Genomic DNA, 24,906 nt, shown 5'->3' on the forward strand with positions numbered 1-24,906 from the left:
TATGTGTGGCATCACCGGCATTTTTGACACCCGAGGCAATAGCGCGATCAGCCGTGCCGTGCTGCAGCGCATGAATGATTCGCAGCTGCACCGCGGGCCTGACGAAGGCAGCCTGCATTTTGAGGCCGGCGTGGGCCTGGGGCACCGGCGTCTGTCAATCATCGACATCGCTACGGGCCAGCAGCCACTGTTCAATGAAGACGGCTCGGTCGTGGTGGTTTTCAATGGCGAAATCTACAACTACCTGCAACTCATCCCCGAGTTGCAGGCCTTGGGCCATGTTTTTCACACCAAGAGCGACACTGAGGTCATCGTCCACGCCTGGGAATCTTGGGGCGCTGATTGTGTCAAACGCTTTCGTGGCATGTTCGCCTTCGCCTTGTGGGACCGCAACCAGCAAACATTCTTCATGGCACGCGACCGCATGGGCGTCAAACCCATGTACTACGCGATTCTGGACGACGGCACGCTGCTGTTTGGCTCCGAGCTCAAGTCCATTTTGGCCCACGGCGGCCTGCGTCGTGACATCGACCCGCTTGCCGTGGAAGAGTACTTCGCATTGGGCTACGTCGCCGAGCCGCGCACTATTTTCAAGCAGGCCAGAAAACTCTCGCCAGCCCACAGCCTCACCATCCGCCGCGGCCAGCCCGTGGGCGAGCCGGTGGCGTACTGGGACGTCAAGTTCAGTTTGGACAACCCCATTTCTGAGACCGATGCCCAGGCCGAACTGGTGCTGCGACTGAAAGAGTCCGTGCGTTTGCGCATGATTGCCGAAGTCCCGCTCGGGGCCTTCCTTTCAGGGGGCGTGGACAGCAGCGCGGTGGTCGCCGTCATGGCTGGCTTGTCGACAGAACCCGTCAACACCTGCTCCATCGGGTTTGACGATCCCGCCTTCAACGAATCTGCCTTTGCCCAAAAGGTGGCCGACCGTTACCGCACCAATCACCGACTTGAAGTCGTCAAGAGCGACGACTTCGACCTGATCGACACCCTGGCCCGGCTGTACGACGAGCCCTACGCCGACAGTTCCGCTATCCCGACCTACCGCGTCTGCCAACTGGCGCGCAAACACGTCACTGTGGCTCTGTCGGGAGACGGCGGTGACGAGGCCATGGGCGGCTACCGTCGCTACCGCATGCACCTGATGGAAGAGCGCATGCGCTCCGCGCTGCCCCAAGGCCTGCGTGGAGCGCTGTTTGGCACGCTGGGCAAGCTCTACCCCAAGGCCGACTGGGCACCGCGTATCTTTCGCGCCAAGACCACATTTGAGGGCCTGGCGCGCAGTTCAGTTGGGGCCTACTTTCATTCCGTCTCCATCCTGCGCGGCCCCATGCGTGAAGCCCTGTTCAGTCCGAGCTTCAAAAGTGAACTCGCAGGATACAACGCGCAAGAGGTGTTCAACCGTCACGCTGCCAACGCGGGCACCGACGACCCGCTCGCCCTCATTCAGTACCTTGACCTCAAGACTTATCTGGTCGGTGACATCAACACCAAGGTGGATCGCGCCAGCATGGCGCACTCCCTGGAAGTGCGTGAACCTTTGATGGACCATGAGCTGGTCGAATGGCTCGCCACCTTGCCATCCAGTCACAAGATCAAGGGCCAGGAGGGCAAGTACATCTTCAAGAAGTCCATGGAGCCCCACCTGCCGTACGACGTGCTGTACCGGCCCAAAATGGGTTTCTCGGTGCCGCTGGCCCGCTGGTTCCGTGGCCCGCTGAAGCAGCGCGTCCGCGATGCCGTGCTGGGCGATCGGCTGGCTGCCACCGGGTGGTTTAACGCCGACTATTTGCGGCATCTGGTGGACGCCCACCAGTCCGGTGCCAGCGACTACAGTTCGTCGCTGTGGACCCTGCTGATGTTCGAAGCCTTTTTGCGTCAGGTGGTTGATGCGCCTGTGGCTGTGACCCCTGGGGCTGAAGCAGCGGAAGCCACCCCATGAGCCTGCGCATCCTTCACGTGCTGGACCACTCTATCCCACTCCACAGCGGCTACACCTTTCGTACCCTCTCCATTCTGCGTGAGCAGCGCAAGCTTGGATGGGAGACTGTCCACCTGACGACGCCCAAGCAAGGCCCGACAGATTCCCATCATGACGATGTAGAAGGCATGACTTTCTACCGAACGCCGAGTGTCGAAGGTGTTGGCTTGTTGACTCAAATGCGGCTCACGGCAAATCGGCTGGGTGAAGTCATTCGCCTGACCAAGCCAGATCTTATTCATGCCCATTCGCCGGTTCTCAACGCTTTGCCCAGTTTGTGGGCTGGATGGCGCCAGCGCTTGCCAGTGGTCTACGAAATGCGAGCCTCCTGGGAGGACGCGGCCGTCGACCACGGCACTACCGTCGAAGGCAGTTTTCGCTACCGGGTGTCACGGACACTGGAGAGTTTTGCACTTCGCCGCGCGGATCAAATCACCACAATTTGCGAGGGGCTTCGGGGCGATATTGCCGTACGTGGAATTCCGGCTGAGCGTATCACCGTGATTCCGAACGCCGTTGATGCCACCATGTTCCGGTTTGGTGTCGAGGCAGATCCGGCGCTGCGTCGTTCACTCGGGCTTGATGGTGCCACAGTGATTGGATTTGCAGGCTCCTTCTATGGTTATGAAGGGCTGGATCTGTTGCTTGAGGCTGCGCGGCGAATGCTGCCACGGCACCCGAATTTGCGCGTGTTGCTAGTAGGGGGTGGCCCGCAAGAGGCCAATCTGAAAGCCCAGGCAATGGCCTCAGGCCTGGGGGACCGGGTAATTTTCACCGGGCGTGTCGCTCATGCGGAGGTGCAGCGCTACTACGAACTAATTGACGTGTTGGCCTACCCCCGCTTGCCCATCCGGCTAACTGAACTGGTCACACCCCTGAAACCACTTGAGGCGATGGCGCAGGGTCGCATGTTTGTTGCCTCTGACGTGGGAGGGCATCGCGAACTTGTCCGGCACGGTGAAACCGGTTTTCTGTTCCGGGCCGGCGATGCTGCTGCGCTGGAGACAGCGCTGGACGACGTGCTGGCGCGGCGCGAGATGTGGCCGACGATTCGACAGCAGGCCCGCCACTTTGTCGAATCGGAACGCACCTGGACCGCCAGTGTCGCGCGCTATCGCGAGGTTTATCAACGGGCACTGGCCGGTTATGGCCGCACCCAACTCCTTCAAACCTGAGGTCTCATTGTGTGCGGCATTCACGGAATTTATCGGTTTGATGGGCATGCGGTTGCCCCCGACATGCTGTCGGCGATGGGAAACGTTACCCGACATCGGGGTCCGGATGACGAGGGCATGCATATCGATGGCTCCTGCGGAATTGCCATGCGGCGACTCTCGATCATCGATCTGGCCGGCGGCCATCAACCCTTGTCCAACGTCGATCAAACACTCTGGCTGGTCTGCAACGGTGAGATCTACAACTACAGAGAGTTGCGCACTGAACTCCAGGCCAAGGGCTATCACTTCAAGACCGGTTCAGACAGCGAGGTGTTACTGCATCTCTATGACGCGGAGGGCGACGATTTTGTGCTCCGCCTCAATGGAATGTTCGATTTTGCGCTATGGGACGTCCGTCGACGCCGACTGCTGATCGGCCGCGACCGCATCGGCGTAAAGCCGCTCTACGTGATGCAGGACGGTCAGCGCTTGGCCTTTGCCACCGAGGCCAAGGCATTGCTCGCCTTGCCGGGTGTCAGCACCGAGTTGGATCGAAGCGTCGTCGCAAGTTATCTGCACCTGGGCTATGTCGCTGCGCCTGACTGCATCTTCAAGGGCATTAGAAAGCTGCCTCCGGCCACGCTTCTTGCTATTGAAAACGATCAGGTGCGCGAGTGGCGCTATTGGCGACTGCCCGAGCGCATTGATCAAGGCCTTTCCGAGCGTGAGTGGGTTGAGCGTGTGCGGGTCCAGCTTGAAGAGTCGGTCCGCATGCAGATGGTGAGCGATGTTCCGATTGGTGCCTTCCTTTCCGGCGGTGTCGATTCGAGCGCCGTGGTCGGGTTCATGGCCAAGCATTCGCCGCAACCCATACGCACCTACGCCATTGGTTTTACTGGCGGCGAGGCAGAGGCGCTTTATAACGAACTGCCCTATGCCCGCCGGGTCGCTGAGCTTTTCGGCACGCAGCATCGCGAGATCGTGGTCCGCCCGGATGTGGTTTCCCTATTGCCCAAACTTCTGTGGCACATGGATGAACCGTTGTCCGACACGGCCTTCATCACGACCTTCCTGGTGTCTGAATTTGCACGGCAAGATGTCAAAGTGATTCTTTCGGGCGTTGGCGGTGATGAGCTCTTTGGGGGCTATCGTCGCTACCTCGGGGCGCACTATGCGCAGCAATATCAACGGCTGCCGGGCTGGTTGCGACGCTCTGCTGCCTCCATTGCCGGGCGACTGCCGGCCGATCGTCACTCCGGTCTGCTCAACACCCTGCGCCTGGCCAAAGGATTTCTCGCTTCGGCTGAGATGAATGCCGATGAACGCTATCGCAGTTACCTGCAGGTGCTTGATCGGGAGACCGTATCGGCACTTCTATTGCACCCCGATGCCACCCAGAATGACCCCCTGGATGTTGCCTTTGCCGGGGCGGGTACTCAAGACGCACTCAATCGAATGTTCGCGGTAGATGCCGAGACCCAGTTGCCGGATGATCTGTTGATGTTGACCGACAAGATGAGCATGGCCGTCTCGCTTGAGTGCCGTGTGCCGTTGCTGGATCATCAGCTCGTTGAGTTGGCCGCCTCTATGCCTGCCGCGATCAAGGTGCGCGGGGGGCGCCTGAAGCATGTTTTGAAGGAATCCTTGAGCGATCTCCTCCCCAATGACATCCTGGACCGCAAAAAACGTGGTTTCGGCACCCCGATGGGTGCCTGGCTGAAGAAAGAACTCGCCCCCCTGCTGCGGCGCCTGCTGGCGCCTGACGTCGTCCAGCGGCGCGGGCTCTTTCGGCAACCGGTGGTTGACCGGCTGGTAGCCGATCATGAGGCGAACCGCATTGACGGCACTGATGCCTTGCTGGCCCTGATGAATCTGGAAATCTGGAGCCGGATCTATCTGGATCATCGCGAACCGTCGGACGTGGCGGCAGAACTAAAAAGCTACCTTGAATGAATATTCTCTATCTGTGCCACCGATTTCCCTTTCCGCCCAAGCGGGGCGGAAAAATTCGACCCTTCAATATGATTCGCCACCTTTCAGCCAGTGGGCATCAAGTGACCGTGTGCTCGCTGGCCCGGTCGCCGGAAGAGGCCGAGGAGGGCAGGGGAATTGCGCCCTACTGCGCCGGTTTCGAGATGGGTCATGTCAAGGAGTTGGTGCAGGTCGCGCGCATGATCGTGCGCCTGCCGGTGGTGACGCCTTCGTCGATGGGCTACTTCTATTCCCCTGAACTGGCAGAGCATGTGCAACGCTTGCTGGGTTCAAGGAAGTGGGATCTCATCTTTGTGCACTGTTCCTCTGTCGCTCAATACGTTGAGCATGTTACAGATGTCCCCAAGATACTCGACTTTGGCGACATGGATTCCCAAAAATGGTTCGAGTACGCCAACTACAAGCCTTTCCCCCTGTCGCTCGGTTACAGGTTTGAGGGCGCCAAGATGCTGGCTGCCGAGAAACGTCTGGCCCGTCAATTTGACCTGTGCACCGCTACGACACGTGCCGAATGGGAAACGTTGAATGACTACCAGACCGGGGCCGACACGGACTGGTTTCCGAACGGCGTGGATGCCGATTTTTTCTGTCCGGTTGACGAGTCTTATGACGCCGACACCATCAGTTTCATTGGACGCATGGACTACTACCCGAACCACGAGTGCATGGCCCGATTTTGCGAGCAAACATGGCCCTTGCTCAAGAGTCGTCGTCCGGCCATGAAGCTGCTGATTGTTGGTGCTGATCCATCGCCTGCGATGCGCAAACTGGGTGACTTGCCAGGTGTCACGGTCACGGGGTCGGTACCCGATGTCCGCCCCTTCATTCGCGGGTCGGCATTGATGGTGGCGCCGCTCAACATTGCGCGCGGCACACAGAATAAAATTCTGGAGGCGATGGCGATGGGCGTCCCGGTTGTTACCAGCACCATCGCGGCCGGTGGCGTAGATGCCGAATCCGTGACGCATTTCCTTGTTGCCGACACGCCGCAGGCCTATGCTGACGCCATCATGCAGATTGTTGACAGTCCTGCCGTGCGAGATCGCCTGGCCGTCGCCGGCCGGCAGCGCATGCTCAGCCATCATGCCTGGCCACGGTCCATGGTCCGCCTGGAGGGCATCATCGATCGCGGCATTGCGAATTTTTCAAGAAAAAAGGGAACGGTTACATGAAGATCAGTATTTTCGGATTGGGTTATGTCGGGGCGGTGTCGCTGGCCTGTTTGTCGCGTGACGGGCACGACGTGATTGGAGTGGATATCGATCGCACAAAACTCGATCTGATCATGGCGGGCAAAACACCCGTGGTTGAGGAGGGCATGGTTGACCTGATGGCGCGTGTTGCTGCCAGCGGCAAGGTGACGGTCACCACCGATGTCCAGCGTGCCGTGTTCGACAGTGAAATGTCCCTGGTGTGCGTTGGCACGCCGTCTGCGGCCAACGGCAGCCAGGATCAGGGTGCCATTCTTCGACTGGCGGAAGAAATAGGCCGCGCGATTGGTGAAAAACAGGAGCCGCACGTGGTCGTCTTTCGCTCGACACTCGTGCCAGGCACGGTGGAGGATGTTTTGCGCCCGATCATCGAGGCGAAGTCCGGCAAGAAGGACGGGGAAGGTTTTTTCCTGTGCTTTCAGCCTGAGTTCCTGCGGGAAGGCTCATCCATCCGCGACTACGACAAGCCGCCATTCACCGTCGTGGGCGCCAACCACGCCTATCCAGTGGATCGTCTGCGTGCCCTGTTCGGACAGTTGCCCTGCAAATTTGTGCAAACCTCGGTGCGCTCCGCCGAGATGATGAAGTACTGCTGCAACAACTTTCACGCGCTGAAGATCACCTTCGCCAACGAAACAGCCCGTCTCTGCGAGGCACTCGGCGTCGATGCCTTTGAGGTCATGGACCTGGTGTGCCAGGACACCCAGCTCAACATTTCTCCGGCTTATCTCAAGCCCGGTTTTGCCTTCGGGGGGTCTTGCTTGCCCAAGGACTTGAGAGCTACGACCTATCTGGCCAAGGTGCATGACGTCGAGATTCCCATGTTGGCGGGCATCTTGCCGTCAAACCGGAATCACCTCGAACTTGCCATGCAAAAGTTGTTGGCCACGGGCAAGCGAAAGATCGGGTTTATCGGCTTGTCGTTCAAGACTGGAACCGATGACCTGCGCGAGAGCCCGCTGGTCACTCTGGCAGAGCAATTGATTGGCAAGGGCATGCAGTTGTCGATTTACGATCCGGAGGTGCACCTGGCAAGTCTCCTGGGTTCCAATCGCAGCTTTATCGAGAAACATCTGCCGCACATCGGGCAGATGTTGCGCCCGGACATCGAGGGAGTCATTGATGATTCTGAGGTTTTGGTGGTTGGACTCGCTGGACAAGCGGTATTCGACACCCTGGCAAGTTGCAGCCGGCCAGATCAGGTGCTGCTTGACTTGGTCAATTTGCCCAACTGCGCAACCATTCGCGCCAAAGTGGAAGGTTTGTGTTGGTAACAAAATCTTGTCCGGAATGATGACTATAAGTTGCAGTCAGGTGAAGATCCGTTCTGGCGCGAATCCGTTTCCGCGTGTGGGCCTGGTTGGTCCCTTGCCGCCGCCATCCGGCGGCATGGCGAATCAGTGCGAACAACTTTTGCGACTACTTCGGTCGGAAGGGGTTGACGTTGAACTTGTACGCACCAACAGCCCGTATCAACCAGCTTGGGTGGGTCGTATCCCATTGTTGCGCGCAGCCTTTCGTCTTTTTCCGTATCTGACTCATTTATGGGGGGTTGCCGGGAGGGTCAATGTGATGCACGTTCTCGCCAACTCCGGCTGGGCTTGGCATCTTTTTGCGGCACCTGCCCTCGTGATCGCGCGTATGCGGGGGACGCCGGCTATCGTTAACTACCGGGGCGGGAATGCGGACCCTTTTCTTATGCGGGCGCCTGGATATGTTCAAAGAATGCTTGCGCAGGTGTCAATGCGCGTCACACCTTCGGCATTTCTGCAAAGAGTCTTCGCCAAGCACGGTTTGAGTGCCGAAGTCATTCCAAATATTATTGATCTGTCGCGCTTTTCGCCGAGGCCACCGCGATTATTTGGCGATTCGCCTCATATTGTCGTAACTCGAAATCTGGAGCCGATATACGACATTCCCACGGCGATTCGCGCTTTCGCGGTCATCAAGAAAACTTTTGTCCAGGCCAGACTGACTGTGGCCGGCAGTGGCCCCGAGCTTGCAAACCTGCAGGCGCTTGTTCTGCAACTTCAGTTAGATGACTCTGTGCAGTTTTCTGGTCGCATTGACAATGCCAGCATTCCAGCGCTATATGCATCCGCTGACTGTATGGTCAATTCAAGTACCGTAGACAACATGCCCATCTCGATCCTCGAAGCTTTTGCCAGCGGTGTGACTGTGGTCACCACTTGTGCCGGAGGGATTCCCGATATGGTCGAGCACGGTGTATCCGGATTATTGGTGCCAATAGGAGACGATGAGGCCATGGCTCGGGAGGTGCTTCGCGTCTTGCAGAACCCCGAAATTGCATCTGGTTTGCGGCAGGCTGGTTTGGCGGAGGCCGAGAAATATGCTTGGTCGCAAGTACGAGCAGAGTGGCTGAATGCTTACGTTCGGTCAGCGACGCCAGGGAGGGCATCGTGAGTCTTTATACCGCGGTGTGTTCACAGTTCCTGTTTCCGCTTCACGAGGGCCTCAAGGGCCATGATTCCGTGGCCCGGCGCAAACGCCTGGAGGAGAGTCAATGGTTGTCCGTTGAGCAACTTGAGCTTTACCGCGCCAGACGACTGCAGCAATTCCTGGTCGAAGTTGGGCAGCGTGTGCCCTATTACCGCCGCCTGTTCAAGCATCTCGATTTCGATCCGAACACTGTCCGCTCAACGCAGGCGTTGCGGGCCCTGCCATTACTCACCAAACCGGACATCCGGGAAAACGTTGAAGACATGAAGGCTGATGGCCATGGTCCTTTGACGCGCTACAACACTGGCGGCTCCTCTGGGGAACCACTCATTTTTTACATGGGGAAAGCACGGAAAAGCCACGACGTCGCGGCCAAATGGCGTGCCACACGCTGGTGGGGTGTTGACATTGGCGACCCGGAGTTGGTTGTATGGGGTAGCCCGATTGAGCTCGGTGCACAAGACCGCGTCAGGCGTCTGCGTGATGGGCTGATGCGAAGTCATCTGTTGCCAGCGTTTGAGATGTCGCCGCAAAACCTCGACAGGTTTGTGGCCGCTATTCAATCGGCTCGTCCCGCGATGTTGTTTGGGTATCCGTCGAGCCTCTCTGTGATCGCGGCCCATGCGCGGCAGAAGAATCTGGCAATGGATCGCTTGGGCATCCGCGTTGTTTTCGTCACGTCCGAGAAGCTCTACGATGCGCAGCGGGCCATCATCAGTGAGGTATTTGGCTGCTCCGTCGCTAACGGATACGGAGCCCGCGATGCGGGGTTCATTGCACACGAGTGCCCCTCCGGAAGTTTGCACATCAGCGCAGAGGATATCGTCGTCGAGACGGTGCAGCCCGATGGAACGCCTGCGGCCGTGGGAGAACTGGGCGAGATTGTCGTAACGCATATGGCAACCGGGGATTTCCCTTTTGTGCGCTATCGTACCGGCGATATGGGCGTTTTGGGCCATGAGCCATGCATATGTGGGCGTAGCTTGCCAGTCCTCAAAGAAGTGCAGGGCCGCACTACCGACTTTGTTGTCGCCCGCAATGGCAATGTCATGCATGGCCTGGCTTTGATTTACACCGTGCGAGACCTGCCGGGTGTCGAGCGTTTCAAAATAGAGCAGATGACGATGAATCAAACTATCGTCAAGGTGGTTGCCGGGTCAACCTTCGGCGCCGCAGAAGAGGCGCGCATCATCCGCGATTTCAAGTCGCGCTTGGGTGAAGAAGTCGATATTCGTGTTGACAAAGTGAACGATATTGCCAATGAGATCTCAGGCAAGTTCCGCTATGTTGTCAGCCATGTGAAGGCTTTCGCGAATGAGAAGGGGGCCAACGGTGCGTGATCTTCTATTGGTCGGGATCTTTCTTGGCATATTGCCGTATGCTATTCGGCGCCCTTGGGTCGGCGTGTTGTTGTGGACGTGGGTCAGCATCATGAATCCCCACAGACTGGCTTTTGGGTTTGCCCATGATGCGCCTTTTGCGGCTGTGGCGGCTGGCATAACATTTCTTGGGCTGTTCATGACCCGCGACAAAGTGAGCATGCCATCGCACCCGTCGGTCAAACTGTTACTTGCGTTTTTCATTTGGATGTGCATAACAACTGCCTTTGCTTTTTTCCCCGTGGCCTCATGGGATCAGCTCAAGAAGGTCTGGAAAATCCTTCTGATGACCGGCATTGCGTTCGCGGTCTTGCGAGAGCGCAAGCACATAGAGCTTTTCATCTGGGTGAATGTGCTTTCAATCGGTTTTTATGGTTTTAAGGGTGGTATTTTTACCATCCGGAGCGGGGGCGGAGAAAAGGTGTGGGGGCCGGCGGGGAGCTTCATTGAAGGGAACAATGAAATAGGGCTTGCTCTTGTCGCCATCATTCCTCTGATGAATTACCTGCGCATGGTATCGACGCGTGGCTGGATTCGTTTGGGCCTGCTGGTCTTGATGCTGCTATCGGCGACAGCGGCGTTGGGGACTCAATCGCGCGGGGCTTTTCTTGCTATTGCCGCGATGGCTGTGGTGTTGTGGATTCGAACCAAGCGGAAAGTAATTGGAGGAGCTTTGATAACCCTGTCTGCGGTCGCCCTGTTGGCGTTTATGCCCGCCTCATGGGAGGAAAGGATGAGGACGATCGGGAATTACGAAGAGGATGGGTCGGCGATGGGTCGAATTAACGCGTGGTGGATGGCGTTTAGACTTGCCAACGATCATCTGTTTGGAGGGGGATTTGAAATTTATACGGGGTCCATCTTTGCGCGTTACGCCCCGATGCCGAACGATGTTCATGCCGCACACAGCATCTATTTTCAAGTGCTCGGCGAACACGGATATGTTGGACTGATCTTATTTTTGTTGATTTGGTTCTTCGCGTTTCAGACTGCGGGGAAACTTCGTAAACAAGCACTCAAAAGAGACGAAACGCAGTGGCTTCACCATCTGGCAGGCATGTGCCAAGTTTCATTGGTAGGGTATGCTGTTGGTGGAGCCTTTCTCAGCTTGGCGTATTTCGACCTACCCTACAACATTCTTGTGACCCTGGTTGTTTCTCTGCGCTGGCTGCAAGGAGAACGTTGGGAGACCGAGCCACAAGGCGCCTTCGCTTCTGCCGCGCCGGTAAGCCAAATTCGGGCCGCTGCCCGGACAAAGGTCCAGCAGTGGTCCTGAAAAGCATCATGGGTGCGCTGTCCCCGGGTGGGACGCGGGCCCGTCTGTCAATTCTCATTTTTCATCGGGTGCTGTCGCAACAAGACCCCCTGTTTCCCGGGGAGCAGGATGTTCGTCGCTTTAACGACGTCTTGTCATGGGTAGCGAGGTGGTTTCAAGTTATGCCGCTTGATGAGGCCGCGTTGCGACTTGGCGCTGGCACTTTGCCGGCGCGGGCAGCGGCAATCACCTTTGATGATGGTTACGCTGACAATGCCACAAATGCACTGCCGATTTTGGAGCGTCACGGGATGCCGGCAACGTTCTTTGTGGCCACTTCGTTTCTGGACGGGGGGCGCATGTGGAATGATTCGATCATTGAATCCGTTCGCGCTTTTCGTGGGAATCGGCTGGATCTGAGTGATGCCGGACTCGGCGCTTACCATCTCGATTCAATTGACGAGCGGCGCATGGCGATAGAGGCTTTGCTGGGGCAGATAAAGTACCTCGACCCCAACGAGCGTCGCGAAGCTGTTGCATGCGTGCAGCAATCAGCGAGCGGCGCATTGCCTGATGATCTGATGATGTCCTCAAAGCAAGTGCTGCAGTTGCGTCAGGCAGGTATGCAGATTGGTGCCCACACGTGCTCTCACCCAATTTTGGCCCGTCTTTCCGATGGGGATGCACTCAATGAGATCATTGGCAGCAAGGCGGCTCTTGAGTCTTTGCTGCAAGAGCCGGTCAGTCTGTTTGCATATCCAAATGGCAAGCCAGGCAAGGACTATCTCGCCAAGCATGCGCTGATGGTGCAGCAGGCCGGCTTTAAGGCGGCGGTTTCTACGGCCTCCGGAGTCTCGTCTTTGGGCAGCGACCGGTTTCAATTGCCTCGCTTCTCTCCGTGGGACACTGGGCGCCTTCGCTACGGAATCCGGATGTTGGCCAATCTGCGCAACATGAAACCGCAAGTTGCTTGAGCGGCCGGAGTTTACTGCCTGGATTTGGATCAATGATTGTGGAGGGCTTCAGCCGCCGCCTGCGTGACAATGCGCACCCCCAGCGCATTCAGGTGTCCATCATACGGGCCAACATCGAACTTCAGAGGTGAGCGCGCCAGTTGGGCGCGAAACAGCGGCTCGGTATCGATCACGATAGCGCCAGCTGCTCGGGCCATCGCAATGAAACGTGCGCGGGCCGCATCGTCGGTCGGCTGCCCTCGGTACATGGCGGTGCGATCGCTGTCGAGGACAATCACCAGCTTGCCGGCGACCTTGCCTTCAATCCGTGCAAAGAAGGTTGTAACGACCGCGTCCAGCCCGGGCGACGGCATGTCGGCAAGGGCCGCCTGTGGCGCCCACCAGCCAGTGGTTTCTGGCGCAGGAACCGCCACCGGTCGCGATTGAGCGATCGCCTGTCGCCACAGCCGGTCTGGATCAAACTTGAGTTGCCCAAACACGTATTGCGCCAGTGCTGAGTGGCGCAGGATGCGCCTAGCCGCACTGGGTGGCGCCTGGATCTCGGTACGAGGTGCGAGCGTCATCCGGTCGAGGCAGGGTCCTTGGATGTTGCCTGAGCCGCACAGTGACTGGCGCACGTCACCACGTTCCATCAGCAACACGAAGTCGCGCACGCCATAGCGTAATTGCGCCAGCCGGATGCGTTCCGCATAATCCAGCAGAGCCGAGCCGGGGCCGCCCATTGTGAACACCGGCCGATCGCCCAAGCCGCGTTCAAGCTGTTGGCCGGGTCGGTCGTCGGCGGCGAGCATCGACGCTTCGACGAAGCTGTCACCAATCAGCGCGACCGCGCGCGGGTCGGGGGCGAAGTCGCGGTGAGCGAGGAATCCCACGTTGTTGCTGCGGTTGTTCTGGGCGTTGCGCAGATCCCATCCGGTCGCAATGGTCCAGGCGTGCCGCGGCGGGTAGGTGAGGATCAGTGGGTCGAGGTGATAGCCGGTCGCCGTCGCCGTCGATACGGGCAAGACTTGCAGTGCAAGTTCGCAGAAAACCAGAAAACCAGCAAGACCCAGCAGAAAATGGAAGACTATGCGCGCCATGTCAAAAATTGAAATAGATAAAGGCGCTCACTGAATCGCGCGCCGTGTTCATCAGCACGAGGAAAAGGGAGGCTGCGAGCGCCGCACCGCCAACCCACGCACGGGCCGTGGTATGAATGCGGCACAGGTCGAGCACACGTGTTCCGATGCGGTTGCTGTTGGGGGCGAGAAACGCGATGACTCCCAACACGAAACACCACCGCGCGCCGGTTGAGAACTGCATCCCGGCATTCCACAACAGTGGATGAACCTGCCCGGTGAGGTTCTCCCCGGCCATGCCGCGCAGCATGCGCCAGGCGCCGGAAAAAGTTTCGGCCCGGAAGAAGACCCAGGCGACGATGACCGACAGCATTGTCAGCATCCAGGTCAGCACCAGGAAGATGGGACTGCGGCTGAGCCGGCCAAGCAGCGTCTTGCCGCACAGCGCGCGAAAGCCATGATTGAGCACCAGATACAGCCCGTGCAGTCCACCCCAGAAGACGAAAGTCCAGTTGGCGCCGTGCCAAAGACCTCCCAGCACCATCGTGATCGCAAGATTGGCGTAACGCCGCGCCGGCCCGTAGCGGTTGCCGCCAAGCGCGATGTAGAGGTAATCGCGCAGGAATGTGGATAGCGACATGTGCCAGCGACGCCAGAAGTCGCTGATGTTGGTTGCGCGATAAGGTGAGTTGAAATTGAAGGGCAATCGTACATTGAACAGCCACGACAGGCCAACAGCCATGTCGGAGTAGCCCGAGAAGTCGAAGTAGATCTGGAACGTATAGGCGAGCGCGCCTAGCCAGGCTTCATGAAGGTCTGGTGATAGACCCGTCTCGGCCGGTTTGAACACTGCGTCCGCGTAGGGGCTAATCCCGTCGGCCAACACCACTTTTTTGAAAAGACCGATCGCAAAGATTGCAAGCCCGCCAGCGACCTGTGCTGTATTCCAGCGGTATGTTTGGGCGTCATCGAACTGGGGCATCATTTGGGAATGATGCAAAACCGGCCCGGCAATCAGGTGTGGAAAGTAGGTGACAAAGAGTCCGTAATGTATGAACTTGTACTCCCGCACGCCTTTCTGATAGGCGTCGGCCAGAAATGCGATCTGCGTGAAGGTGAAGAATGAGATCCCGACAGGCAGCAGCACCCGGCCGACATTCCAATTGAATCCTACCATCGCGTTGAGGTTGTCGACAAAGAAGTTGGCGTACTTGAAGTAGGCCAACAGCATCAAGTTGGCGGCTAAACCCGCCACCAACCAATGTTTTGCCGTGGCCCGGGGCGTGCGGCCGATCCGTGTCCCAACGAAGAAGTTGCCGACAATCGAACCGATGAGCAGCAGGGTGAATTCCGGCATCCAATAGCCATAGAAAAACAGCGATGCGCCGAACAGCCATGTCGCGGCGGCAGAGTGTGAGATACGGGCGGCGATGAAGAAACCTGCCAAAACCAGCGGCAGAAACAGGCAGGCAAATACGGCGGTGGTGAACAGCATGGACCGTTGGAGTGTTCTTTGGCTTACGGGGGCGACTCCCTAGCAGTCATTTATACCATCGGCGGCAGCGCACACGCGTCATTTCCGTTTTTTATCGGGATTGACATTTCTCAACTGCGAGCCGCTTAAGGTCCGTAATATGAGTTGTGGAGTGGGCTGGCTATGTCAGGCTCCCGCGATCGTCAATACGCGTGGCCGGAATGATCGACAGTCAGGCAGGAGGGAATTTCAATGGGGCTCGATGTACAGAAAATTTCATCAACGGCGAGCGGGGCGATAGCTTGGCCAGTCATGATCCTTGCGCACAATGAGGAGCGCCACATTGAGGCCTGCCTCGATAGCATCTTCAGTGCCGATCCCGGCGCACCGCTGGAAGCTTATGTGATGGCGAATGGCTGTACCGATGACACAGAGGACTTGGTGCGCCGGTACAGCAAGCATAATCCGTCGGTCCACTTGGTCTCCATCAAACTAGGTGATAAGTGCAACGCTTGGAATGTCTTCGTGCACGAAACGGTGCCCAGCCAATGTCCGGGACAATCGATTTATTTTTTCATGGATGGCGATGCCAGGGCTGCCCCCGGCTCCTTTTCCGCCATGGCAAAGGTGCTCGAGTCACAGCCAAAGGCGCACGCGGTTGGCGCACCGCCAGCTTCTGGTCGAAGCATGGCACATGATCGCGAAGAACTTCTTCGGGAGCGTGGGCTTGTCGCTAACCTCTATGCCTTGCGTGGAACATTCATTGAACGATGCCGGGCGCTTGACGTGCGAATCCCGCTGAAACTGGAGGGGGACGATGGACTGATTGGAGCGCTTGTTCGTTGGGATCTTGACCCCAGGCAGCCCATGAACCCGCAGCTGATTGCACCCTGTGCGGACGCCGGGTTTCTCTTCGAGTCGTTCAAGATCTCGCGCCCTTCCCAATGGCTTGCCTACTGGAAACGAATGGTCCGCTACGGCCGAAGACGCTATGAGTTCGCGATTCTGGGGCCAAGGCTATCAGTTGGGGGGCTGGCTGCGTTGCCTAAAGACATCCGCGACATTTATCGAGACGCTGACAAATTGGATCTGAAGTGGGATGGCATTTACACGATCAACAACTGGTTCGCGCTCCGCGAGATGCGGCGTTTGGCACGAAATCCGTGATAACGCCCCAAGAGTTTGGTAAGGTGTTTGGTTCTTAAGCAGAGGCAAGGAGCGCGAGAATGAGTAGTAACTTGCAGAAGATCACTGAATTGGTGTTGGGCGTCCATAACCCTGTTGTGGCCGTGCTGGATCGACTCGGATTACGGCGATCTCCGTACATTTTGCGTCTCCGCAACGGACATGTCATGGAACTGCGCCCAAAAACTGGCGACTTGTTCGGGTTCTACGAGATTGTCCTTAGACGGGACTATTTTGCGGCTGGACAGGTCATCAAGCCAGGCGCAACGGTTATCGATGTCGGCGCCAACATCGGATGCTTCACGATCACCGCAGCCAAGCTCGCCGGCCCCACTGGAAGGGTAATCGCAATAGAGCCAGAGGAATCCACCTACCAGCAGTTGCTTGGAAACATAAAGCTCAACAAACTCGACAACGTGACGGCGTTGCGGCTGGCAGTTGGCGCAACGGAAGGGGAAATTCTCCTCCACTCCGACCCCAATCGCTTGTTCAGTTCAGTCTTCTCATCCGTCAATGGGCGTCCAATCGGTGGCAGTGACCAGCGAGTGCCAATGGTCACCCTCGATTCTCTGATGGATAAGTACCGGATCGAACGCTGTGACTACCTGAAGCTCGACTGCGAAGGCGCCGAACACGAGATTGTTGCAAACATGTCCTTTGCCACCGCCTCGCGCGTCGCGCAGATCACCATGGAGGTACACAAGGTTCCCGGCTGTGACTCCGAAATTCTGACGAGCCGATTGGAAAACTTCGGATATCAACGTATCGGCACTTCAACGTTGCCGTTCTATGCGCTTTCCCCTCTTGGTGGCGTGGTTTAGCAGGTATTTGGGATGCTTCTGTTCCTGAGTTATTTTTGGTCCCGCGGCGTTGACATAGCTATGTTCAAGATCGAGTCTGACACATAACAATTCGTGACTAGGTTTAAACCTTGAATTTTGGCGCATGATCCAGTAGCCACTGCTCGAGCATCATCAAGATCCACACCATCTCGCCAAAGTAACCCGGGTGCTCTGGCAGTCGTTGCGTCAGCAGGGTCTGAACGAAATCGTTACGCACCACGCCGCGCTGGGCGAGGCTGTGCAGAGAGTCACTGGCCAAGGTGTTGAGCGCCGGGTGGGTGTTAGCCCACACGCCAAATGGCAATCCAAAACCCTGCTTCTTCTTGGTGATGATTTCACTCGGGAGAAAGCCCCGTAGCGCTTCCTTGAAGAACCAGCGCAGGTGCAATCCCTTGAGCTTGTAGTCCGTTGGCAGCCTTTGCGAGAATGCCAACAAACGGTCGTCCAGCATTGGGAAACCGACTTTCACCCCGGCAAAGCCGGTGGCGCCGGTTACCTTCGGAAGGTCACTCTCGGCCAGGGTGAAGCGCCAGTCAAAAGCCAGTTCCTGGTTCAGCGCGCTGCAGTTCCGGGACATTTGCCAGACGTCGCGCTGCAACTCCAGTGGCGCGGCGACGTCAATTTGCGCCAACATGCCTGGTGTAAGCACTTCACTCGGGTCCAGGCGCATGATCAGGTTGTACATTTTCAGCCGGTCAGGCATAGGTACACGGGCCTGCTCAACGTAGCTCCCCGCCTTGCGGGTCAGTGCGAATGCCCTCGCCGCACCCGTGCCCAGCATCGGCTCCATCAGGCCCCTTTTCAAAAAACTAGGCATATGGTCGTACCAGCCAAACATCCGCTGCTTGGCGTAGCGTGAGTTGCCACCAAAAAGTTCGTCTCCACCGTCCCCAGCCAGTAGTTTGCTCACGCCGTCTTCGCGCGCCATCTTCGCGCAGTAGTAGGCGGGCAGCGCGGACGAATTGCCGAACGGCTGGTCGAAATGTGCCGCCACGGCCGGGATGCTTCGTACCAGGTCGTCGGGCGTTACGTAATACTCGTGGTGCTCGGTCTTGAAGTGTTTGGCCGCGAGGCGTGCAAATTCCATCTCGTCGTAGCCTTGCGCGTCGAAGCCGATTGAGTAGCTGGCCACCGTTTCATCACTGGCCTGCGCCGCCATTCCCGCCACGGTGGAGCTGTCGGTGCCGCCGCTCAAAAAGCACGCTGGTTTGCTGCCGTCGAGTTGCGTGGCGACCGCGTCACGCAGCAACTGCCTGAATTCATCTTTCAGCGCGCCAAATGAGGCGCCTTGTTGCTCCTCGAAGGTCGGAACCCAATATGGCGCCACGGTGAGCTGGCCGTTTTCAAACAATGCATAGTGTCCGGGAGGCAACCGGTAAATGCCTTTGTAAATGGTGCGCGGGGAAGGAATGACGTGAAAGTACAGGTAGTCGAAAATCGCCTGTGGGTCGATAGGTGTGTCCGCATCCGCCAGTTCATCCGCACGGCCTGCATAGCGCAACTGCCCGTCCACGACCCGGTAGCAGAGCGTGTGAATGGCAAAGCGATCCACTGCCATAAAGGTGCGGCCGCCGGGCTCGTGCAGGCCCACGGCGAAGTCACCGGTCACGCGGGCGGCGGCACTTGCGGCGTCCTTGGTTACAGCTTCCTGCCAAGCCGCCAGGGGGCCCTGAGTGTTGGCCAGCCCGGCTAGGCGGGTATCAGAGAATAGGGGTGAGCCAAGGGTTAAGGAAGAGTTGGTCGCGGGCATAAGGTCATTGGGTAATCAACGAGGGGAGGGCGGCGCCATGCGCTGCGTCGCCCCCAGATTATGCGTGGTGCCGCCGAGTCTCCGCGCATAGTCGCGCGGGTCAACCGTGACGTTGTTTCGATACACCCCCTGGCCGGCCGACTCTAGCCTGCCCGGCCCGACCAGCAGGTTGTTGACGGCGCGTATGGCGTCTGCGCCCGGTGCCACCCGCAGAAACACGCCGCCCCGCGGCAGTGCGTCCACCAGCGTGTTGTTTTCCAGGTGGATTTCGTTGCGCGGCCACTTGTAGCCTTCCGCGCCAAAGGAGATCATGTGCGGGTTTTCCGTCTGGGTGCCCTGCGCAATGAGGTTGCCCACCACATACGCTACTCCGCCATTCGGGAACTCCAGTTCGTAGCTGGCGGTTCCCCCCGCGTCGTCGGTCAGCCGGTTGTAAAAAATATGGTTCACCGCCGCCCGGCTCTTGAGCAGGTGGCCAATGCGCGCGTGGTGAAAGTAGCTGCCTGTAACCGACAGCCGTGCAATCTGCCCAACATATAAATTGTGGTTGTGGCCGTCGGGCCGCTGGTTATAGGCAAACTCGCTGTTCTCTACCTCCAGCACGGTGGCCGGGTCATTGCTGGTGAGCAGCCCCATTTCGTTGCGCATGAAGCTGCAATTACGTACGAGGAGTGAGCCCTTCTCCAGGCGGATGCCTGCGCCGTTGCGGTCGGGCACGGCTGCGCCCTCAAAGTCAAAGCCCTCCACGCGCATGCCGTTGGCGCGCACTACCCAGATGCCCTTTCCTTCGGCTGCGGCGCCTTGCGCCAACAGCCGAACCCTCCCACCGACGGCGCGCACGGTCAAACCATCGTGCTCCCAGACCGCGACGTCACCAGCATAGTCGCCCGAATCTACTTCAATTGTGCTGCCAGCCCTTGCCAGGCGGGCGGCATTAGCTATCGTTTTGATAGCTTTTGTGGGGCCCACGCGTAGAAGCGATGGTTCAACACTTTGCCTCGTTGGCAGGGCTGGTGCGAGTAAAGGCCCCATGAGCAGCAATAGGCATGCAACCCGGCGACCGATGCACGGCGTCATATCCCGTCTTTCCGGATCGAGGCTGAACCGTGTGCGCAGCACGAACTTTCACCCAAGCGGATTCCCGTAGCGAGAATCAACACACCACCGACTTGAACCAAACACCAGCGCAAAAAGAGAACTTCCGGGCTGAGCAGTTTGGCACGATCAGGTCCCAGCAGAAACTGCGGTCCTGAAAACACAAAACTGTATTTTTCGATGTGCTGCTCAAGTCCCTGGTTTAGCAGCCACCAGCCAAGCGGCAGCGCAGCCAGACTGAGAAGAATCATCAAAGCCAATTTGCGCCTACTCGCGCCAGCGGCTTCGCCAAGAAGCAGTCCATTGATGCAGAACAACAGTAGCAGGCCATACAAAAAGCCACCGCCACCCCAGCCCCACTCTCCGTCGCGGGCAATGAGTTCATTCAGGTTGTCAGTGCTCGTCCAGTCAAATGCGATGGCCTTGCACAGCCACAAAAGCAAGAGCGCACTGACGACCAAACCGCTGAGCGGCCCGACGCCAGCAAATGCGTGGCGGGAGCCCGCGCGTAACGCAATGACCAAAGCCAGGAAAATCGGCAACGGTGCATAAAGTGCAATGTAGCGTACGCAATGCTCGATGAACCCGATCGCCGCGGGCGCGTCCAGGTAGAGGAAAGTTCGGCGCCAAAACTCCCCCCAGGTATCCCTGTTTGTGACCCACCAGAAAACGTTCGCGGAGCCAGAAATGTCTTCAATACTTTCAGTCGTTACGCCTGCCCAGAGAAATGCGAGGCTGATCAGGCTAACAAGCAATGCCAAGGGGGGCAACTGCAGCCCTGGCCAGCGCGATAGAGTCAGGCGGGTGCCCAGCCATACCGCGCCACCACCGGCCCAGAGCAGGGCCATTGAAAACGCAAACAGTGCAGGGATGCTGCCATCGCCTCTGAAGAGTTGCTTTACGTTGTAGGGGATTCCTGGCAGCTTCAGCAGCACAGCTATGCCCAGCACGATGGTGGCAACCGCGACCGTGGTCTGCAAAACGAAGACCTTGAGCCTGGGTCGAGTCATCGTCGATTGGGAAACAACCTTGGGTTGGGACTTGGCTGGACCGGGCGATTCGCCCGAAACGGACGATAGTTTGCGAAATTTCTGAGCTTTGGATCGACTGTTTTCATGCAAGTGCAAGGCGCCGAACACTTGCCCCAGCAGCAGGACAAGTAGCGGCTCAGTCATATCGGAAGTTCTTGTTTCTATCAGGGTTTGCATCAATTCCAGCAAAAAAACCCACAACGCCAATCCGATACTCGCCAGAAAGACCCGCCTGGAAGCTGTGGCAGCCACATAGAGGATGCCAGCAAAAACCACCATATTGCTCGCCAAAGATCGAACGTTGCTCGCCATCGAGCCTTCGAGCATCGCAGAAAAAGGCAGCCAGGAAACTGCGGCGGGTTCGTCACGCAGGCTAAAAGGTGAGAGTGCACTGACGGTATAACCTGTAAGCAACAACAGCCAAATAATGGTGCCGCGTCTTGTTTCGGCAATCCGCGCAAGTGCCCACCAACTGGCAGCACCTAAAGCGAATCCGAGCGGTGCCGACATGTCCATACGCACCCCGTGCATGAAAAACTTGCCGAGGCTGATTGCCATCAGCAGCAGGGGAAGCAGCACTACGGAGCGGCGTGTACTAGTTAAGGCCGCCAGCAGTTGACCTGCCAGCACCGCCATGGCAGCCTGTTGCAAAAGTACTGCCGTCGAAAGCGTGGGTTCGGTCCAAAGTGATTTGAGTTGTTCTTTAATCAGTTGCAGATCGATGCTCGGCACCAGCGGCAGCCATTCGGCCACAACAAACGCAACGAGCAGACTAGCAGGCACCACGGCCGAATGTTGATCGACGGTTTTGCCCGGCAGGCGCATCGTGAAGTATCCGCCCACCACTATGCCCCCCGCGATGCCAATCAAATTCCAGAAAACATCGGCCAAAGCCGCATCCCGCGATGGCACCCAAATCTGCAATACCTGTACGCCAAGCGAAATGACAAACCCTGACAAGGCTGTCATAGCCGCTGCACGCGGCAAGCCCCAACGCGGAGCAAGGGCCAGCATGCCAATCAAGCCCCAAGGTGCAAACAACCCACCATTGCCAAGCAAGTCACCAGGTGAAGTCAGTAAATTCCAATTTGAAAACAGTCGGGCAACTGCGCCTGGCGTAGCGGGAGAAAAATTGAAGGGGTAAAGCGATCCGTAAACGATGAGACCCGCAATCAGCGCAAAGAGCAGTAGACGTTTCATGGTTGGGATGCAGTGTAAATCCCGTGGTTCATTCGGTCGCTGGTGCTTCGCAGCGACGATGCATTCCCGCACGGGTTATTTGCTTCTCTGATTGACGCACTGAGGCTACTGATATTGTTATCTTTGCGTGCGTGCGCGGGTCTGTCTTCATTTGCCACCCGCCTGCCAGCCATCCTCGGTCAGCGACGTCTGCGACGTGGACAATGAACCAGACGCAGCTTCATAAATAGTGGTGGTTTCATCCTTTTCGCGATCTGGTTGAACTTAAAAGTCTTTGGAGATTTCTTGCCCGCAAGGGATGTAAATTCCGCTATGCATGCCGTTGGCGGTCTTTGTCCGCCGCCATGCCTCGAAGACCTTTATCTCTTTCGGGCAACCACCAACTGATAGAGTCCTGCTCCTGCTTGGCACCTAAGTACTTCTACCAACCGGAGCATGCCGATAGTTGACATTAGTCGTTTGAATTTCGGGGCATTGAAAAGCCGTCTAAAACCACGATAGCTGAAGTAGAGATAGAAGGTCTCTTGGCGAATGATGTCCAAGTTTGGTTTTAGGAGGCCCTTTAGCGTGCTAGGTGTAAGCCATTTTTCGATTACCTGTTCCGAATCGTTCACTTCTTTCCATGCTGATTTCTGCAATCCGTTTGGGCATGTCATTAGCAGCAAACCTCCTGGTTTGAGAATGGACGAAATAACCTCCGCGTATCTGGTTTGATCGTCAATATGCTCAATGACTTCAGAGGAGAGGACGAGATCGAATTTTTTGGATGGCGAATAATTCAGTACATTGGCGCAGATAAATTCTATATTTGGGTACCGCGAAGTCGCGCTATGTACCGCCTCTTGCGAAAAGTCTACTGCGGTAACGGATCCGAATCGAGATAAATAGTCAGAAAGCCATCCCCGACCACAGCCAAGATCGCATATTGACAGATGTTGTTGCTCCCCCAGTTCTAACTTGATGAGCCCCAATGCAGAGAAGATTTCGGCCAGCCTGCAGATCTCATGGTGATTCAGATCGTTTTTGTGTGACGCCCAATACTGATCGTAATATTGAGACTGGGAGGTGATGTCCACGATGCGCTGCTCCTAGAATTGGCGAATACCCATTGGAGTCGGACTCTACCACGCTCGTGTGCTATCAATGGGGGACTCTGGCCGGTAATCCCCCGAAAGTCAAGCGGGAGTGGACTTCAACCGCGAAGCGCAGGGCCTTGAGGTTAATTCTTCCTTGGCCTCAGAACTCGTCATCCGGGCGCTAACACAGACCATTGCCAAACGGGGCGAGCCGTAGGTGATTCGCAGTGACAGCGGCCCACAATATATCAGCGCTGAGATTTAGCGTCGGGCCATATTGAGCCCTGTCTCAGGGCGCAGCCATTCCTGGTTAGTCATGAGAACCCAACGACTGGCTGTCTTAAGCCAAGAAGACGGTATGTCTTAAAAAAATGCTTACTGGTTCCGTTCGCCGGCTATTCAGCCCCGGCCTCAACAACCAACGACGCAAAGGTGAATGCAGTTTCTCTGGCGTGATACATGGGTTCTGACCGGAAAGTTCGGCCTGAAATGGGCCGCCGTGATTTCAGCATCGTTGCGCAAACCGGGTGTGGCTCTGGTCACCAGATGAAATGCCAAATCTTCGTCGACGATTGAGCCGGTATTCATGCTTGATTTGAGATGATGGACAAATTAGGCGGCTTTGCGCTTCCATTAACCCAAGTTGGTGATCTCCGGTCGCAGTTCGAGCATCAGCGCGTCGGCAAAGAACTTGGTTGCCCAGTTGGGATAGCGCCAAGTCATATAAGCGCCGTTGATAGGGTGTGATCCCTTGAGCGCGCCGGCGCGATTCGGATCTCGCTGCCGTAGATCCTGGACACGCATGCTGTAGCGGTTGGATGCGATCGCGTTTTTTTCGAACCGTTTCTCTCCCGTGATACGGGCCAAGCGCAGCCAGTTGATTGCCAACTGGGAATTTCCCGTCAGACAGCTCCAATCCGCGGCCGGCTGCCACTGCGCATCGTAGCGGCCCGGCATTGAGCCATCGGCGCGCTGCTGCGCTGCAATCGCATCAGCCATGCGTACCGCGTGATCGACGTAACGCGTTTGCCCTGTGGCCACACCCACCTCCATCAGCCCGCGCATTGAATAAGCCAATGTATGGGTCAGGGGGTGGGGGTTGGCAGTCAAACAGTTGTGCGGGAGGAAGGCATTGGGCAGGGCGCTTTCTATGGCCCAGTGGGCATTGGCGTCGGCGGCTTCCAGCCAACGCGACTCGCCCAGCGCCTCCCAGGCGCGCACCAAGCCGAAGGCCGAACGGGTGTTGTAGGCTTTTACGTCGGTTCCTGGCGCGAAGGGTGACGGGAAACGGCGCCAAGCGCCATCGGCATCCTGCGCAGCCACCAGCCAATCGGCAGCGCGCCGCAGCGCATCGGCAAAGCGCGGCTCGTGCGTGGCGGTGAAAGCGCGAGCGAAGCCGAACAGCACCTGACCGGTGTTGAAGATAGTCGGTGCCACGACCTCGGCGTCCATCGTGCCAGCTCGCACGCCGCCGTCTGGAAGCTGCACGGCAATTTCCCAGTCCGCCATGCGCAGTGCGGCCTGCACGTAGCGCGGCTCGTGGAACAGTTCGGCATAGTCGAGCAGGGTCGGGATGATGTAGCCAGTGGTCTCTGGGTAGGAGGCATGCCACAGGCCGCGCCGCAGATCGTAGCTCTGCGGCACACCGTCGTCGGGCGTGGCGGCCTGGGCTCGCAGCAGCCAGTCGACTGCGGCGCGTAAATGCTGCTCGGGTGCTTCTTCCGGTCCGAGCGACCAGGTCAGACGGTCGCGTATCAGTTGCCAATAGTGTTTCAAGCAAGTACTC

18 protein-coding genes are annotated in these 24,906 nt (G+C 57.6%); 11 read left to right on the top strand and 7 right to left on the bottom strand.

Translation table 11 applies throughout. From position 1 onward, the window contains the following. The first annotated feature begins 1 nt into the window (after position 1). Genes Q7T10_RS18840 through Q7T10_RS18880 form a run of 9 tightly spaced genes read left to right on the top strand, consistent with a single transcriptional unit; the run spans position 2 to position 12,409 of the window. The gene (locus Q7T10_RS18840) at positions 2 to 1,942 is read left to right on the top strand and encodes an XrtA/PEP-CTERM system amidotransferase (protein ID WP_304751156.1); all 1,941 of its coding nucleotides are present in this window, start codon (positions 2 to 4) and stop codon (positions 1,940 to 1,942) included. Continuing rightward, positions 1,939 to 3,156: a TIGR04063 family PEP-CTERM/XrtA system glycosyltransferase gene (locus Q7T10_RS18845; protein ID WP_304751158.1), complete on the top strand. Its 1,218-nt coding sequence runs from the start codon at positions 1,939 to 1,941 to the stop codon at positions 3,154 to 3,156. The genes Q7T10_RS18840 and Q7T10_RS18845 overlap by 4 nt, the downstream gene beginning before the upstream one ends. A 9-nt stretch (positions 3,157 to 3,165) precedes the next feature. Next, a complete protein-coding gene (asnB, locus tag Q7T10_RS18850; RefSeq protein ID WP_304751160.1) occupies positions 3,166 to 5,091 on the top strand; it encodes an asparagine synthase (glutamine-hydrolyzing) in 1,926 nt (641 codons plus the stop codon). After that, positions 5,088 to 6,302 (top strand): TIGR03087 family PEP-CTERM/XrtA system glycosyltransferase, encoded by a 1,215-nt coding sequence (locus Q7T10_RS18855; protein WP_304751162.1) that lies wholly within the window; start codon positions 5,088 to 5,090, stop codon positions 6,300 to 6,302. The genes asnB and Q7T10_RS18855 overlap by 4 nt, the downstream gene beginning before the upstream one ends. Beyond that, complete coding sequence (locus Q7T10_RS18860) at positions 6,299 to 7,615, top strand: nucleotide sugar dehydrogenase (RefSeq protein ID WP_304751163.1); 1,317 nt, start codon at positions 6,299 to 6,301, stop codon at positions 7,613 to 7,615. The genes Q7T10_RS18855 and Q7T10_RS18860 overlap by 4 nt, the downstream gene beginning before the upstream one ends. A 40-nt stretch (positions 7,616 to 7,655) precedes the next feature. Beyond that, on the top strand, positions 7,656 to 8,765 hold the full coding sequence (locus Q7T10_RS18865) for a glycosyltransferase family 4 protein (protein ID WP_304751165.1): 1,110 nt from the start codon (positions 7,656 to 7,658) through the stop codon (positions 8,763 to 8,765). Next, the gene (locus tag Q7T10_RS18870; RefSeq protein WP_304751167.1) at positions 8,762 to 10,141 is read left to right on the top strand and encodes a phenylacetate--CoA ligase family protein; all 1,380 of its coding nucleotides are present in this window, start codon (positions 8,762 to 8,764) and stop codon (positions 10,139 to 10,141) included. Before Q7T10_RS18865 ends, Q7T10_RS18870 begins: the two co-directional genes overlap by 4 nt. Beyond that, entirely contained in the window at positions 10,134 to 11,456 is a 1,323-nt protein-coding gene (locus Q7T10_RS18875) for a putative O-glycosylation ligase, exosortase A system-associated (RefSeq protein WP_304751169.1), read from the top strand. Before Q7T10_RS18870 ends, Q7T10_RS18875 begins: the two co-directional genes overlap by 8 nt. Before the next feature lie 8 nt (positions 11,457 to 11,464). Next, positions 11,465 to 12,409, top strand: a complete 945-nt coding sequence (locus tag Q7T10_RS18880; protein WP_304751170.1) for a polysaccharide deacetylase family protein — start codon at positions 11,465 to 11,467, stop codon at positions 12,407 to 12,409. A gap of 29 nt (positions 12,410 to 12,438) precedes the next feature. Here the strand turns inward: Q7T10_RS18880 and Q7T10_RS18885 are convergent, their stop codons facing one another. Further along, on the bottom strand, positions 12,439 to 13,488 hold the full coding sequence (locus tag Q7T10_RS18885) for a hypothetical protein (protein ID WP_304751171.1): 1,050 nt from the start codon (positions 13,486 to 13,488) through the stop codon (positions 12,439 to 12,441). 1 nt (position 13,489) lies between these two features. Next, positions 13,490 to 14,962 carry an MBOAT family protein gene (locus Q7T10_RS18890; protein WP_304751173.1) on the bottom strand — a complete coding sequence of 491 codons (1,473 nt, stop codon included), beginning with the start codon at positions 14,960 to 14,962 and terminating at the stop codon, positions 13,490 to 13,492. 231 nt (positions 14,963 to 15,193) lie between these two features. On the opposite strand from Q7T10_RS18890, the gene Q7T10_RS18895 reads away from it, so the two are divergent. Both Q7T10_RS18895 and Q7T10_RS18900 read left to right on the top strand, forming a co-directional pair. After that, positions 15,194 to 16,108 (top strand): glycosyltransferase family A protein, encoded by a 915-nt coding sequence (locus Q7T10_RS18895; RefSeq protein ID WP_304751174.1) that lies wholly within the window; start codon positions 15,194 to 15,196, stop codon positions 16,106 to 16,108. A 59-nt stretch (positions 16,109 to 16,167) separates the two neighbouring features. Then, positions 16,168 to 16,947 carry an FkbM family methyltransferase gene (locus Q7T10_RS18900; protein WP_304751176.1) on the top strand — a complete coding sequence of 260 codons (780 nt, stop codon included), beginning with the start codon at positions 16,168 to 16,170 and terminating at the stop codon, positions 16,945 to 16,947. Between the two features lie 103 nt (positions 16,948 to 17,050). Here the strand turns inward: Q7T10_RS18900 and Q7T10_RS18905 are convergent, their stop codons facing one another. The 5 genes from Q7T10_RS18905 to Q7T10_RS18925 all read right to left on the bottom strand — a co-directional run bounded on the left by Q7T10_RS18905 (position 17,051) and on the right by Q7T10_RS18925 (position 24,896). Beyond that, on the bottom strand, positions 17,051 to 18,718 hold the full coding sequence (locus Q7T10_RS18905; protein WP_304751178.1) for an asparagine synthetase B: 1,668 nt from the start codon (positions 18,716 to 18,718) through the stop codon (positions 17,051 to 17,053). A 15-nt stretch (positions 18,719 to 18,733) separates the two neighbouring features. Further along, a complete protein-coding gene (locus tag Q7T10_RS18910) occupies positions 18,734 to 19,687 on the bottom strand; it encodes a hypothetical protein (RefSeq protein WP_304751179.1) in 954 nt (317 codons plus the stop codon). Positions 19,688 to 19,791: 104 nt separating this feature from the next. After that, positions 19,792 to 22,044 (bottom strand): VanZ family protein, encoded by a 2,253-nt coding sequence (locus Q7T10_RS18915; protein ID WP_304751180.1) that lies wholly within the window; start codon positions 22,042 to 22,044, stop codon positions 19,792 to 19,794. A gap of 359 nt (positions 22,045 to 22,403) precedes the next feature. Further along, positions 22,404 to 23,120 carry a bifunctional 2-polyprenyl-6-hydroxyphenol methylase/3-demethylubiquinol 3-O-methyltransferase UbiG gene (locus Q7T10_RS18920; RefSeq protein ID WP_304751182.1) on the bottom strand — a complete coding sequence of 239 codons (717 nt, stop codon included), beginning with the start codon at positions 23,118 to 23,120 and terminating at the stop codon, positions 22,404 to 22,406. Between the two features lie 633 nt (positions 23,121 to 23,753). Continuing rightward, complete coding sequence (locus tag Q7T10_RS18925; protein ID WP_304751184.1) at positions 23,754 to 24,896, bottom strand: pectate lyase; 1,143 nt, start codon at positions 24,894 to 24,896, stop codon at positions 23,754 to 23,756. Positions 24,897 to 24,906 lie beyond the last annotated feature (10 nt).

It is taken from the genome of Rhodoferax sp., assembly GCF_030646845.1.
In the GTDB taxonomy this organism is placed as follows: domain Bacteria; phylum Pseudomonadota; class Gammaproteobacteria; order Burkholderiales; family Burkholderiaceae_C; genus Rhodoferax.